Consider the following 15,239-nt stretch of genomic DNA (forward strand, 5'->3'; position numbering starts at 1 on the left):
ATAAATCAAAAATGAAAAAATTTGTATTACTACTAAGTATTGTTTTGTCTGGAGTAAATATGTGGGCTCAAGATCAAGAAAAAATTAAAGAGACATCGGATCCTGAAGAAACTGTGAATGAAGAAGAATTAGTTTTAGCTTATCAAAAATATAAGGATAGTATAGATGACACCTTTAATTATAAAACAGGAAATGTAGTATTAGGAGATAAACTAGCGCTATTGGAAGTGCCAGTTGGATATAAATTTTTGGATAAAGAGCAGGCAGATTATGTGCTAACTGATTTATGGGGTAACCCTTCGACCAAAGATGAAGGCTTGTTAGGAATGTTAGTGAAAGAAAATGAATCGCCTATTCAGGTTACATATGCTGTAGAGGTTTCTTATTCTGAAGAAGGATATATTGAAGATGACGATGCAGATGATATTGATTATGATGAACTGTTAGAAAGTATGCAAAAAGATACTAAAAGTGTAAACCCTGAAAGAATTAAACAAGGGTACCCATCTATCGAATTAGTGGGTTGGGCATCTGCACCATTTTATGATCAACAAAATAAAAAGTTACATTGGGCAAAAGAGTTAAAATTTGGAGATTATGATGAAAATACGTTGAACTATAATATTAGAGTTTTAGGACGTAAAGGTTTTATTAACCTTAATGTTATAGGGGATATGAACGTTTTGGATGATGTGAAAACAAACTTAGATCCTATTTTGGCAAGTGTAGAGTTTCAATCAGGAAATAGGTATGATGATTTTAATCCAGATATAGATGAAGTTGCGGCATATGGAATTGGTGGTTTAATTGCAGGAAAGATATTAGCAAAAACAGGTTTCTTGGCAATAATTTTGAAGTTTTGGAAATTTATTGCCATAGGGGTTGGAGGAGCGTTTATGGCTTTTAAGAAAAGAATTTTTGGAAGTAAAGAAGAATAATTAGTTGATACAATAGAAGTTAAAAAGATGAAACGTGTACTATTCATTGATCGTGATGGAACGATCATAAAAGAAACTGTTGATGAACAGATAGATGCATTTGAAAAAATGATTTTCTATCCTAAATCATTTACGTATTTAGGAAAAATAGCTAAAGAATTAGATTATGAATTGGTAATGATAACCAATCAAGACGGTTTAGGAACAGATGCTTTTCCTGAAGATACGTTTTGGCCAGTACATAATTTCATCATGAAATCTTTTGAGAATGAAGGAGTGGTGTTTGATAAAGTGTTTTTAGATAGAACTTTTCCGCATGAGAACGCTAATACAAGAAAACCGGGAACAGGATTGTTAACCGAATATTTTTCTGATCAATATGATCTAGAAAATTCCTTTGTTATCGGAGATCGTTTAACAGATATGGAATTAGCCAAAAATCTAGGGTCTAAAGGAGTTTTTATAAATGACAACACTAACCTCGGTACAGGTGAAATTACGATAAAAAGAGATGAACTAGATGCGCATATAGCACTAGAGAGTAATGATTGGGAGAAAATCTATGAATTTCTAAAACTAAAGGATCGCACAGCCGAGATATCCCGAAAAACTAATGAAACTGATATATCTATTACACTCAATCTTGATGGAGTTGGTAAAAGTAATATTAGCACAGGTTTAGATTTTTTTGATCATATGTTGGATCAAATTGCTCGTCATGGACAGATGGACTTGGATATACAGGTAAAGGGAGATCTTGAGGTAGATGAGCACCATACCATAGAAGATACGGCAATTGCGTTAGGAGAAGTGTTTTCTAAAGCATTAGGTAATAAACTAGGAATCGAACGATATGGTTTTTGTTTGCCTATGGATGATTGCCTTGCTCAGGTGGCTATTGATTTTGGTGGTCGTAACTGGTTAGTGTGGGAGGCAGATTTTAAAAGAGAAATGATTGGTAAAATGCCTACAGAAATGTTTTTTCACTTTTTTAAATCATTTACAGATGGTGCTAAAGCAAATCTAAATATTAAAGCCGAAGGAACAAATGAACACCATAAGATAGAAGCAATTTTTAAGGCATTTGCCAAAGCGATTAAAGTAGCTGTAAAAAGAGATGCAGAGAAAATGATTTTACCAAGTACAAAAGGAATGTTATAGATGAAAATTGTTATCATAAATTATGGAGCAGGAAATATTCAATCCATAAAGTTTGCCATCCAAAGATTAGGATATGAAGCTGTCTTAAGTGATAATCCTGAAGAGATAAAAGCGGCAGATAAGGTCATATTTCCTGGAGTAGGAGAGGCTAGTAGTGCGATGAGAAAATTAAAAGCTTCCGGATTAGATGCTTTAGTGCCTAAGCTTAAACAACCCGTATTAGGGATATGTTTAGGGATGCAACTAATGTGTAATGCTACTGAAGAAGGAAATACAAAAGGCCTTGGTATTTTTGATGTGGATGTACTTCGTTTTAATCATGGAGTAAAAGTTCCTCAAATAGGGTGGAACCAGATAGAATCTCTAGAATCCCCTTTATTTAATAGTGTTAAAGAAAAGGACTATATCTATTTGGTGCATAGTTATTATGCTCCGGTAATCAAAAATACTGTTGCAAAAACCAATTATGGTGTTGAGTATAGTACCGCTTTACATAAAGATAATTTTTATGGCACTCAATTTCATCCAGAAAAAAGTAGTTTGGCTGGAGAGCAAATACTTAAAAACTTCTTAGAATTATGAGAATTATTCCTGCAATAGATATTATAGATGGAAAATGTGTTAGACTTTCAAAAGGAGACTATGATACAAAAAAAATATATAATGAAAATCCGTTAGAAGTTGCATTAGAGTTTGCAGATCATGGGATCGAAAATTTACATTTGGTAGACCTTGATGGAGCAAAATCAAAACACATTGTTAATCATAAAGTGTTAGAGCAAATTGCCACCAAGACAGATTTAAAAATAGATTTTGGAGGAGGATTAAAAACTGATGAAGATCTTAGAATTGCTTTTGACTGTGGGGCTAATCAAATAACCGGGGGTAGCATTGCTGTAAAAGCTCCTGAAGTGTTTAAGTCATGGTTACAAAAATTTGGTGCAGATAAAATTATTCTTGGCGCAGATGCTAATAATGAAAAAATTGCAATTAGCGGGTGGCAAGAAGAAAGTGATAGGGAGTTGATTCCTTTTATTAAGGAGTATCAAAACGAAGGAGTGTCTTACGTTATTTGTACAGACATTAGTAAAGATGGTATGCTTCAAGGACCTTCTTTTGATTTGTATAAAAAAATACTTAATGAATGTCGATTTGAGACAGAAAAGGATACTAACCGAAATAAAAGTATTAAACTGATTGCTTCTGGTGGGATTTCAACATTTGAAGAATTACCTATGTTAGCAGAGTTAGGGTGTGAGGGAACAATTATAGGTAAGGCTATTTATGAAAATAGAATAAGCCTTAAGCAATTAGAAAATTATATTCTTTCAAAAGCATAAAAGATGAATGAGATTGTAACTCAAGAATTTGTAGAACAAATCATTTTTAGATGGGATGAAAGTACTAGAATGGTTTCATTAAGCTTTGATCAACTATCTGAAGAAGATATTTGGAAAAGACCGAATTTGAATTCTAATAGTATAGGGAATTTAATCTTGCATTTGTGCGGAAACATAACGCAATATGCGATTGCTTCTTTGGGAGGAACAACAGACGAACGAAAAAGAGATGAAGAGTTTACCATTGATGAAGGGTATACGAAGAAGCAACTTTTAGAAAAATTGCAGTCTACTTTGTATAAGGCTAAAGAAGTACTTGGAAATTGTGCAACAAATGAATTACTGAGAAAAAGGGAGGTACAAGGCTTTGTTTTTTCGGGGATTGGAATTGCAATTCATGTTACCGAGCATTATTCATATCATACTGGTCAAATCGCATTCTGGACAAAACAATTAAAGGATAAGAAAAGTTTAGGGTTCTATGATGGAATGGACCTCAATATAAAAAATAAAAAATAGCATAATGCTTACAAAAAGAATTATACCCTGCTTAGATATTAAAAATGGGCGTACCGTTAAAGGAGTTAATTTTGTGGACCTTCGCGATGCTGGAGATCCAGTAGAGCTAGCAGACCTGTATTCTAAGGCGGGTGCCGATGAGTTGGTGTTTTTAGATATTTCTGCCACTGAAGAAAGGCGTAAGACATTGGCTGATTTGGTGCTTCGTGTGGCCGAAAAAGTAAATATTCCCTTTACTGTAGGAGGCGGTATAACTTCAGTAGAGGATGTGGATGTTTTATTACAAAATGGTGCAGATAAAGTATCTGTAAATTCATCTGCTGTAAAAAAACCGCAATTGATTAATGAGTTGGCTGCAAAATTTGGAAGTCAATGTATTACCGTAGCTATTGATGCTAAACAAATCAAGGGAGAGTGGATTGTGCATTTGGTAGGGGGTAAAGTACCTACTCAGCTTAATTTGTTTGATTGGGCCAAAGAGGTAGAGCAAAGAGGAGCAGGAGAAATACTTTTTACATCGATGGATAATGATGGAACAAAAGATGGTTTTGCTAATGAAGCTTTGGCAAAATTGTCCGATGAATTAAATATTCCAATAATTGCTTCTGGAGGAGCTGGTAACATTTCACATTTTGTAGACACTTTTAATAAAGGAAAAGCAGATGCTGCACTTGCCGCTAGTGTTTTTCACTTTAAAGAAATAGAAATTAAAGATTTAAAAACTGAATTACGAGATCACAATATTCCCGTACGATTATAGATACTTATGAAAATAGATTTTAATAAAAACGATGACGGATTGGTTCCGGCAATTATACAAGATGCATCTACAAAAAATGTATTGATGTTAGGGTATATGAATGAAGAAGCTTACACCAAGACAATTGAAACTAATAAGGTAACTTTTTTTAGTCGTTCCAAAAATAGACTTTGGACAAAGGGTGAAGAAAGTGGTAATTTTCTAAATCTGGTAGCGATTAAAAACGATTGTGATCAGGATACGCTCTTGATAACGGTGAATCCTGTTGGTCCAACTTGTCATAAAGGTTCGGATACTTGTTGGGGAGAAGATAACGAGCAATCGTTTGGGTTTTTATCCAATTTGGAAGCGGTTATACAAAATCGAAAAGAGAATCAAGATGATTCGAAATCCTATGTGGCTTCATTATTTAGAAAAGGAATTAACAAAGTAGCTCAAAAAGTAGGAGAAGAAGCGGTAGAGGTGGTAATTGAAGCCAAAGATGATAATGAAGAGTTATTTTTGAGCGAAAGTGCAGATTTATTATTTCACTACTTAATACTATTACAAGCAAAAGGGTATAAGTTAAAAGATGTAGTAAATGTTTTAAAGTCAAGAAGTTGAATTAAGTCACTTAAATAATCGATTAAAAGCTAAATTTATCGATAAAAACTTGTTTTGTTAACAAAAAATTATAATTTCGCATACCTAAACCAACGAATTTTGAAACTTAAAGACGGTAAACCACAGGCTGTTATGACGAAACATCTTGTAAAAATACTGATAGGGATATTTTGCATTTCAAAACTTTCTTATTCTCAATGTACCAATCCTGGACTTATTACAATTAGTGAATGTGACATGGAAAATGTCGACTTCGATATGAATGGTACGGCAGATGGAATCATTAATATCTATGATGAAACAGGTACTACGCCTGCAGATGGAACTTGGACTATAGCGCCAAGATTTTCAGCTGCGTTCGATGCTACAACAGGTAACCTCTCTACGTGGGATTTACAATTTTCTACAACAGCTATTACGCCTAATGATTACTTTTTTGAGTTAAGAAGTGTGGCCTGTGGTGATGTGCCTATTAGAACGGCTAGATTATTCTTGGGTCCGTATTCGGGAGTGGCACTAGCTCCTTTCGGGACACTTAATGTTAATGTAGAAGCATGTGACCTAGATACATTTGATCTATTTAATGCACTAACTTCTGATGTGGCTAATCCACCGCCTCATTTAAATGGGGAATGGATGTACAATGGTACGAGTCCAAATTTTCTAGATCTTTCAGGGTCGATTTTTGCGGCTAGAATACCTTATCAGCCTGGATTACCTTTAGTAGATCAAGAAGTATTCGAATTTACATATAGAGTTCCTGGATTAACCCCTTGTGATCCTTTCCAGGAAACAACAGTTAGAATATCTATGATACGTCAGGTTGATGCTGGTGCGTCTACTGCTACAGATATTTGCGAAGATGAAATCCTTGCGGGAGCATATGATGCCGATATTAATTTAAGAGATGATTTGTATCTACTAGGAGAGGATATTGAAGGGATATGGAATGTAGGGGCAGATACAACAGGTCAAATATCAGATGAATTAGATTCGACTATTAATATAAAAGAGGTATATGATCAAATTGTTGATGGAGGAAATAATTTACGATTTGGATGTGAAACTTTTAGTTATCAATATACTGTAAACCAAAGATCTGGTGTGTGTGATGATAGAAGTACTGGGGTATCTTTTACTATTTATGAACAATTAAGATCTTTTAATCAACCTAATGTGCCTCCTCGAATATGTAGGAATACTGCAGGTAGTATAAATCTGTATGATTTATTAGAGTTTACTACAGAAGGTGGATTTGATTTTGTGTATGATAATAGTTATTATGTAAATTGGCGTTTGGTTTCAGGACCTTCTTCATTAGGTCTCGTACAACAACCAAACACGTTGGATACATTTGATAATAGTATAGATTATTATCTAGGAACCGTAAATCTTACATTGGCCCCTGCTGGTATATATACTTTTGAATATGGAGTGACACCAGATATTAATTGTCCCAATCCTTCACAGATTTGTGATCCATTTGTTATAGATCCTTTAGATCCCACTTTTTCGAATAACCCTTGTGATATATTAACTGCTCAAGTGGTTATTGAAATTCTGCCGTTTGATTATGCAGGAGAAGATACGGATGATATCATTTTATGTGCATCATTAGGTCAAGTAGATTTAAGGAACTTATTAGAAACTAACGGCGCAGATACGGTTGTTGATACTGGAGTTTGGACCGATTCATCTAGTAACGTTATTGATAATACTTTTGTTTTTCCAACAATTACAACATCACAATTGTTTAATTTTATTTATACGACAACCACTAGCGATAATTGTGTTGAGATTGCTCAATTAAGCTTCGTAATAGATCCCGTGCCAGATGCTGGGGAAGATAATGATATTGCTATATGTTCTGATAACTTAGTAATTACCCTTTTTGATCAGTTGGGAGGAACCCCTAGTACAGAAGGTACTTGGACAGGACCTTTTGGGTTTGTGTCTACAGATCATCTTGGAGTATTTGATATTAACGATGAAACCTTACCAATTCTTGGTGGAGGAAATTATACGTATACGGTACCTGCAAATGATGGATGTACTACACCAGACAGCGCTATTGTTAATATTACGATTGTAGAACCAGTTACAATTGGTACAGATAGAGCCGAAACGTTTTGTAAGATTGAGGGTCGTGTAAATTTGTTTTCTCTTTTGGATAGAGATACGCCTAGAACAGGAGTTTTTCAAGATACTGATGGAACAGGAGCACTTTCGGTTGATGGTGTTGTAGAGTTCGAAACACTAACCAATGAGATTTACAATTTTACTTATGTAATACCAAACGCAGCACCTTGTAACGAATCTACTCTTAATGTAGCTGTACAAATTGTTGATTTACCTATTCCTAATGTTCCAGGTCAAGAGTTTTGTATTCTTGATGCCATTAGGTTGGATGATATCGAAGTCGATGTGTTAAATTATAATTGGTATGCCACGCTCGAAAGTGAAACTCCAATTTTAGATAATCCTTTACTTTTTGATAATCAAGTGTTTTACATCGCAAATGTTGATGTTGATAATTGTGAATCCGAAAGACTTGAAGTGAATATAAACATTCTTAATACTGGAGAACGATCATCAAGTGGTGAGCTTTGTACTCTAGATTTTCAGGATGGAGTATCTCCTAATAGCGACAATCAAAATGATACGTTCGATTTGTTTATCGAAGACGTATATAATCTTCCAGAAGCCTTTCCCGATTTCGATCTTAAGATTTATAATCGATATGGAAGTCTGGTATATGAAGGAAATAATAATACTGAAGAATTTAGAGGAGAAAGTAATACATCAGTGCGACTAGGGGATGATTTACCTTCAGGAACTTATTTCTACATATTTACTCCCAATTTTGAAAATAATTTACCAATACAAGGAAGTTTTTACTTAAGCAGATAAACCAATGAAATTAAAGTTAACTTTTATAACAACCATAGTTTTCTGCTCGATAATTTTTGCACAGCAGGAACCACAATATTCGCAGTACATGTATAATATGAGTACTGTAAACCCCGCGTACGTTACTAACCAAAGTGGATTAATATCTACAGGGTTATTGTATCGTAGTCAATGGACCGGTATCGAAGGAGGTCCGCAAACAGCAAACGTTTTTGGTAACATACCGATTAGTGAGAAGATTGAACTTAGTGTTAATTATGTAAATGATAGAATTGGTGATGCTATTCCTGTTACGAATAATTATATCAATGTTGATTTTGCATACATTACAAGGATTTCGGACCAAGCTAAACTTTCTTATGGTTTAAAAGCAGGTGTTAATAGTTTTAAAATTGATCCGTCAGGATCTGATGTAGCCGACGATCCTGCGTTTTTTGATAATACTTCTACAACACAGTTAAATATAGGGGCTGGGATATTTTTATTCACTAGCAATTTTTATGCTGGGGTTTCTTCTCCCAATTTACTGCCTAGCGATGTAGATATCAATGGAATCGGTGTAGCCGAGACCAAAACACATTTGTATGGAGTAGCTGGTTATATTTTTGATTTTATTGATGAGGTAAGATTAAAACCATCGTTTGTTGTGAAACAAGTTATTGATTCACCAATGACATTCGATCTATCTTTAAATTCTTTAATTTATGATAAGTTCGAACTTGGGGTATCATACAGGTATACAGATTCATTTATCGCACTAGCGGGGTTTAATGTAACTCAAAATTTAAAAATAGGATATTCTTATGATTTTAGTGTTAGTGATTTAAGTGGTTATAACGATGGGAGTCATGAAATTGTATTGTTATATAATTTTGATCTCTTAAAATTTGGTAATAAACATACTTCTCCAAGATTCTTCTAAATGGCAAATACAAAGACAATACTAACACTGATACTTCTGTTTACTCAGATTGCATTTTCTCAAAAGAAAAGCAGAGCAGATCGTTTTTTTGAAAAAGGAGATTATATTAATGCTGCATCGCAATATGAAGAGGAGTTAAATCAAGAGGGATATACAAAACATATACTTCAAAATATTACGACATCATATTACAATACTTTTAAGTTTAGGCAGGCGTATCGATATCTTAAAGTTTTGACTTCGGGCAAATTTTATGGTCGAGATAAAACATATGACAATCAATATAATTTCATGATGTATCAAGTGCTTTCTGCACTTGGTGAATACGAAAAATCTGTCGATTTTTTGGCGTTGTATACCTTAAATGAATCTAATACCGATTTGGATAAATCTGACGCTATTTCGATCATAGAAGATTTTAAGCTTAAAGATGATGATTATAAGGTAGCCGCAGCCAGTTTCAATTCTGATGCATCAGAATTTGGGGCTGTAAAAAAAGATAGTATAGTGTATTTCACTACCGATAGAACTCCGTATAGTCCGTTGGATAAAAAATATAAGTGGACTCATCGTCCATTTTTAGATATTTATAAAGTTACAGTAGATAAGGATAATCAGCCTATTTCAGAAATTGAAACTATTTCTAAAGAAATTAATTCGAAACTGCATGAAGGTAATTTCTGTTTTTCAAAAGATGGAAATACCATTTATATCTCAAAGAGTAATTCTGAAAAAGGGAAGAAAAAATACGATAGTATTAAGAATAATTCAATTCATTTATATAAAGCAACAAAAGTAGAAGGAAAATGGACTACACCCGAGAAATTACCATTTAATAATGTCAATTTTTCAATGGAACATCCTACGTTATCCGATGATGGCAGTAAGTTGTATTTTTCTTCTAATATGCCAGGTGGGTATGGGGATTTTGATATTTACCATGTAGATGTAAATCAAGACGGGACTTATGGACAGCCAGTTAACTTGGGTGCTGTCATAAATACTAAGAACAGAGAGCAATTTCCTTATGTATCTAAAGAAAATCACTTGTTTTTTTCTTCAAATGGTCATCTTGGACTTGGAATGATGGATGTCTTTGTGTCTGAGTTAAGAGAAGGAGAGTTGACTAAGCCAATTAATTTAGGAGCACCAATTAATTCTAGTTATGATGATTTCTCTTTTGCTTATACTAATGATACAGATGGATTTTTTGCATCAAATAGAAAAAAAGTTGGAGATGATATTTATTCATTTTCTCAAATAGGTGATATTTTTCCTAAAAAGTATCTTGCTCGTTTTGAAGTAAAAGATTTTGCCTCTGATAATTATATTCCAAATTCTGAAGCTGTATTATACGACAATGAAAATGAAATTGTTTATGAAAGTCAATTAGATTCGATTGCCGGTTTTGATATTAAAATATTTCCGGGTAAGTATAATTTTAAGGCTTCTGCAGATGGCTATAAAACAAGAACAAAACCTGTACTGGTAAAAGAGAAGAAAGAAGGGGTTTATGTTATTTATTTGGATAAGAAGAAGGATAATGAAGATCGAGTGAATATAAAAGATAGTATAAATATTAAAGAAGGAACCAATATTACAGATATTAGTACCAGTAGTAAAAAGAAAGAAGAAATTAGTAAAGCGAGATTAAGAGAGCTTTTACTAGGAGATAAAGAAGGACCGCCAGTTGTAGAGAAAAATGGTAAATTATACTTTAAAATGCCACCAATCTATTTTGATTACGACAAATGGAACATTAGAGCAGATTCTAAGAAGGTTTTGGATAAACTGGCATTAAAACTAGAAAAGTATAAAACAGTATATATTAAAATAAGTTCTCATACCGATAGTAGAGGAACTGCGTCGTATAATCAGGTGTTGTCTGAGAGAAGGGCGGAGTCTACACGTAATTATTTGGCCTTAATAGGTTATGTAAATGCACGTAGAATGCAGTTTGTTGGATTTGGAGAATCTATACCGCTAATTAATTGTGAAAGTAAAGTGTGTAATGAAGATGAGCACCAAACTAATAGAAGAAGTGAATTTGAAATCATACAATATTAGTATCAGTAACTAAATTGTTGTTTTCTAATAAATTAAATTGTACTTTTGCACTCCTTTTTAGCGAGTAAGAGAATAAAAAAAGGGATGTAAATATTTAATTTTAACGCTTCTGTATAGTTTTTGCCTTGATTCTCAATAATATATAGAATACAAATTTTATCTTCAATGTCTGAAGAAACAAAAAACACAGACGTTCAGGAAGTAGAAACTCCAAAAGTATCTGCACAACAAGCAAACCCTGAACAATTTCTAAAAGAATTTAATTGGCATAACTACGAAGAAGGAATTGATCCTATCGAAGATTCAAAACTTGAAGAGTTTGAAAAATTAGTTGCCGAGAATTTTGTTGACACCCTTAATGATGAGGTTGTTGATGGTACAGTAATTAATATTACTGATCGTGATGCAATTATCGACATTAATGCAAAAAGTGAAGGTGTTATTTCATTAAATGAGTTCCGTTACAATCCGGATCTTAAAGTTGGTGATAAGGTAGAGGTATTAATTGATGTGCGTGAAGATGCTACAGGTCAATTAATCTTATCTCACCGTAAAGCTCGTGTAATCAAAGCATGGGATAGAGTAAATGCTGCACATGATACTGGCGAGATCGTAAACGGTTTTGTAAAGTGTAGAACTAAAGGAGGTATGATCGTAGATGTATTTGGTATCGAAGCATTCTTACCTGGTTCTCAAATTGATGTTAAGCCTATTCGTGATTATGATGCATATGTAGGAAAAACAATGGAATTTAAAGTGGTTAAAATTAATCACGAATTTAAAAACGTTGTTGTTTCGCATAAAGCACTTATCGAAGCTGATATCGAAGAGCAGAAAAAAGAAATTATTGGTCAATTAGAAAAAGGTCAAGTATTAGAAGGTACTGTTAAGAATGTTACTTCTTACGGTGTATTCGTAGACCTTGGAGGAGTTGACGGACTTATTCATATTACAGATCTTTCTTGGTCAAGAATCAACCATCCTAATGAGATTGTAGAACTTGATCAGAAATTGAATGTTGTAATCTTAGACTTTGATGAGGCTAAGACACGTATTCAATTAGGTCTTAAGCAATTGAAACCTCACCCATGGGAAGCTCTTGATAAAGAACTTAAAGTAGGTGATAAAGTAAAAGGTAAAGTTGTTGTAATTGCTGATTACGGTGCATTTATCGAAGTTGAAGAAGGAGTAGAAGGATTAATTCACGTTTCTGAAATGTCTTGGTCTACGCACTTGCGTTCTGCACAGGATTTCGTAAAAGTAGGTGATGAGATTGAAGCTGTTATCCTTACGTTAGATAGAGAAGAGCGTAAAATGTCTCTTGGTATTAAGCAATTGACTCCAGATCCATGGACTGATATTACTACTAAGTACCCTGTAGGTTCTAAGCACTCTGGTATTGTACGTAACTTTACAAACTTTGGTGTATTTGTTGAATTAGAAGAAGGAATTGATGGTTTGATTTATATTTCAGACTTATCTTGGACTAAGAAAATCAAGCACCCATCAGACTTTACTAATGTTGGTGATACGTTAGACGTAATTGTTCTTGAACTTGATGTTGAAGGACGTAAATTAAGTCTAGGTCACAAACAAACTGAAGAGAACCCTTGGGATAAATACGAAACTGAATTCGGTTTAGGAACTAAACATACTGCTACTATTGCAGATATAGTTGATAAAGGAGCTACAATTGAATTTAACGAAGATATTGTTGCATTCGTTCCTTCTCGTCACCTTGAAAAAGAAGACGGAAACAAACTGAAAAAAGGAGAAGAAGCAGAATTCCAAATTATTGAATTTAGTAAAGAATTCAAAAGAGTAGTTGCTTCTCATACAGCTTTATTCAAAGAAGAAGAAGCTAAGATCGTAAAACAAGCTGCTAAGAAAGCTGCTGCCAGTTCAGCAGAGAAAACTACGCTTGGTGATATCGATGCTTTAGCTGATCTTAAAGCGAAAATGGAAAAAGGAGGGAAGTAATTCTCAATACTTTTCATGATATATCAAAGGGCCGTTCTTATGAACGGCCCTTTTGTTTTGTTATTCGATTTGTACGATTTACCCAATTGATAAACTTATCGTAAATAATCTGATGTATTAATTCCAAAATTTCATTACTTTTGTATTCCAAATATCCTTTTGGAGATTATGAGTCAAAAATTACTACTTAGTGCGAAAGAAATAGATATTATTCTGCACCGTTTGGCTTGTCAATTAATAGAAAATCATACACATTTTAAGGACACAGTACTAATCGGTGTGCAACCTAGAGGTATTTTCTTAGCAGATCGTATAAAACAAATTCTGATAAATGATTATCAAGTGGCAGAAGTAGATCTGGGGTATCTCGATATTACATTTTATCGAGATGATTTTAGAAGAGGAGAAAAACCTTTAGAAGCGAATAAAACACATATCGATTTTGTTGTAGAAGATAAAAGAGTTGTGTTTATTGATGATGTACTATATACAGGAAGAAGTATTAGATCCGCATTAACAGCTGTGCAATCTTTTGGTAGGCCTTTAGAAATAGAATTGTTAACTTTAATCGATAGACGATTTAGCAGACATTTACCTATTCAACCTAATTATAGGGGGAGACAAGTAGATGCTATTAATCAGGAAAAAGTTAAGGTGCATTGGATAGAGAATGAAGGAGAAGATGCAGTGTATTTGATAGGAGAATAAAATGATCTAAAAAAGTTTGTTTTAAAACTAACAGTTAAAACGAGAACATGAGCGAATTAAGTGTAGATCACTTACTAGGAATAAAATATTTAACCAAAGAGGATGTTGATCTTATCTTTGAAACAGCAGATCATTTTAAAGAAGTAATTAACCGTCCTATTAAAAAAGTTCCTTCGCTACGAGATATTACGATTGCTAATCTTTTTTTTGAAAACAGTACAAGAACGAGATTGTCATTTGAGCTTGCAGAAAAAAGACTTTCGGCAGATGTTATTAATTTTTCGGCTGCTTCTTCTTCTGTAAAAAAAGGAGAAACGCTCATTGATACGGTAAATAACATTCTTTCTATGAAAGTGGATATGGTAGTGATGCGTCATCCAAATCCAGGAGCAGGAGTTTTTTTATCTAAGCATGTAGATGCAAAAATAATTAATGCGGGTGATGGTGCACATGAGCATCCTACACAGGCATTGTTGGACTCATACTCGATAAGAGAGCGATTAGGAGAAGTCGGAGGAAAAAAAATAGTGATTGTAGGTGATATTTTACATTCGAGAGTAGCACTTTCTAATATTTTTGCTCTCAAATTGCAAGGAGCAGAAGTAAAAGTATGCGGGCCTAAGACTTTGATTCCTAAATATATAGATAAATTAGGGGTACAAGTCGAAACCAATTTAAAGAAAGCATTGAAGTGGTGTGATGTAGCCAATATGCTTAGGGTTCAAAATGAAAGAATGGAAATTAGTTATTTTCCATCTACACGAGAATACACCCAACAATTTGGATTAAATAAGGGATTACTTGATAGTTTAGATAAGGAAATTGTAATTATGCACCCAGGACCTATCAATCGTGGAGTAGAGATCACGAGTGATGTTGCTGATTCGGATCAGGCCATTATATTGGATCAGGTACAGAATGGAGTTGCAGTGAGAATGGCAGTGATATATCTTTTAGCTTCAAAAATTAAACGATAACTTATGATTTTTAATAAAGACGGTTCTACAACTATAATTACGCAAGAAAAAACCACAATTGTTGAGTTTGTAAAAAGGTTGGAAAATAAGTACGACTCTCTTAAAAACGACAATATCATTATTAACCTATTTTCATTAAAACAAATATCGGTTGATGATATTACAGAATTCTTGAGAGTTTCCAATAAGCACAGATTATCAAAACACTCTTTTGTTATTGTAACTGATAAGATAGGGTATGATGAATCTATAGAGGATATTACGATTGTACCTACTTTGCAAGAGGCTTACGATTTGGTAGAAATGGAAGAGATTGAAAGAGATTTAGGGTTTTGAAAAAAAACACTAATTTTT

The 15,239-nt window shown here is 33.7% G+C and carries 14 protein-coding genes; all 14 read left to right on the plus strand.

The annotated features are described in order from the left end of the window. The first annotated feature begins 11 nt into the window (after positions 1 to 11). The 14 genes from DK508_RS10750 (at position 12) to DK508_RS10815 (ending at position 15,221) form a co-directional block, all read left to right on the plus strand. The gene (locus tag DK508_RS10750; protein WP_109300769.1) at positions 12 to 938 is read left to right on the plus strand and encodes a DUF2167 domain-containing protein; all 927 of its coding nucleotides are present in this window, start codon (positions 12 to 14) and stop codon (positions 936 to 938) included. A 27-nt stretch (positions 939 to 965) separates the two neighbouring features. Beyond that, entirely contained in the window at positions 966 to 2,099 is a 1,134-nt protein-coding gene (gene hisB / locus DK508_RS10755; RefSeq protein ID WP_109300770.1) for a bifunctional histidinol-phosphatase/imidazoleglycerol-phosphate dehydratase HisB, read from the plus strand. Then, positions 2,100 to 2,681 (plus strand): imidazole glycerol phosphate synthase subunit HisH, encoded by a 582-nt coding sequence (hisH, locus tag DK508_RS10760; RefSeq protein WP_109300771.1) that lies wholly within the window; start codon positions 2,100 to 2,102, stop codon positions 2,679 to 2,681. After that, positions 2,678 to 3,439: a 1-(5-phosphoribosyl)-5-[(5-phosphoribosylamino)methylideneamino]imidazole-4-carboxamide isomerase gene (gene hisA, locus DK508_RS10765; RefSeq protein WP_109300772.1), complete on the plus strand. Its 762-nt coding sequence runs from the start codon at positions 2,678 to 2,680 to the stop codon at positions 3,437 to 3,439. Before hisH ends, hisA begins: the two co-directional genes overlap by 4 nt. Before the next feature lie 3 nt (positions 3,440 to 3,442). Next, complete coding sequence (locus DK508_RS10770) at positions 3,443 to 3,958, plus strand: DinB family protein (protein WP_109300773.1); 516 nt, start codon at positions 3,443 to 3,445, stop codon at positions 3,956 to 3,958. Positions 3,959 to 3,962: 4 nt separating this feature from the next. Next, positions 3,963 to 4,718 carry an imidazole glycerol phosphate synthase subunit HisF gene (gene hisF, locus DK508_RS10775; protein WP_109300774.1) on the plus strand — a complete coding sequence of 252 codons (756 nt, stop codon included), beginning with the start codon at positions 3,963 to 3,965 and terminating at the stop codon, positions 4,716 to 4,718. Between the two features lie 6 nt (positions 4,719 to 4,724). Then, positions 4,725 to 5,321, plus strand: coding sequence for a bifunctional phosphoribosyl-AMP cyclohydrolase/phosphoribosyl-ATP diphosphatase HisIE (gene hisIE, locus DK508_RS10780; protein ID WP_109300775.1), 597 nt, complete (start codon positions 4,725 to 4,727; stop codon positions 5,319 to 5,321). 99 nt (positions 5,322 to 5,420) lie between these two features. Further along, complete coding sequence (locus DK508_RS10785; RefSeq protein WP_235016371.1) at positions 5,421 to 8,231, plus strand: gliding motility-associated C-terminal domain-containing protein; 2,811 nt, start codon at positions 5,421 to 5,423, stop codon at positions 8,229 to 8,231. Between the two features lie 4 nt (positions 8,232 to 8,235). Continuing rightward, positions 8,236 to 9,153: a type IX secretion system membrane protein PorP/SprF gene (locus tag DK508_RS10790; RefSeq protein WP_109300776.1), complete on the plus strand. Its 918-nt coding sequence runs from the start codon at positions 8,236 to 8,238 to the stop codon at positions 9,151 to 9,153. Next, complete coding sequence (locus DK508_RS10795; RefSeq protein ID WP_109300777.1) at positions 9,154 to 11,220, plus strand: OmpA family protein; 2,067 nt, start codon at positions 9,154 to 9,156, stop codon at positions 11,218 to 11,220. 165 nt (positions 11,221 to 11,385) lie between these two features. Further along, on the plus strand, positions 11,386 to 13,200 hold the full coding sequence (gene rpsA, locus DK508_RS10800; protein WP_109300778.1) for a 30S ribosomal protein S1: 1,815 nt from the start codon (positions 11,386 to 11,388) through the stop codon (positions 13,198 to 13,200). Positions 13,201 to 13,368: 168 nt separating this feature from the next. Then, positions 13,369 to 13,908, plus strand: a complete 540-nt coding sequence (gene pyrR, locus DK508_RS10805) for a bifunctional pyr operon transcriptional regulator/uracil phosphoribosyltransferase PyrR (protein WP_109300779.1) — start codon at positions 13,369 to 13,371, stop codon at positions 13,906 to 13,908. A 47-nt stretch (positions 13,909 to 13,955) separates the two neighbouring features. Continuing rightward, on the plus strand, positions 13,956 to 14,885 hold the full coding sequence (locus DK508_RS10810) for an aspartate carbamoyltransferase catalytic subunit (RefSeq protein WP_109300780.1): 930 nt from the start codon (positions 13,956 to 13,958) through the stop codon (positions 14,883 to 14,885). A gap of 3 nt (positions 14,886 to 14,888) precedes the next feature. Next, complete coding sequence (locus DK508_RS10815; protein WP_109300781.1) at positions 14,889 to 15,221, plus strand: ribonuclease Z; 333 nt, start codon at positions 14,889 to 14,891, stop codon at positions 15,219 to 15,221. Positions 15,222 to 15,239 lie beyond the last annotated feature (18 nt).

It is taken from the genome of Aquimarina sp. AU474, assembly GCF_900312815.1.
Classification (GTDB): Bacteria; Bacteroidota; Bacteroidia; order Flavobacteriales; family Flavobacteriaceae; genus Aquimarina.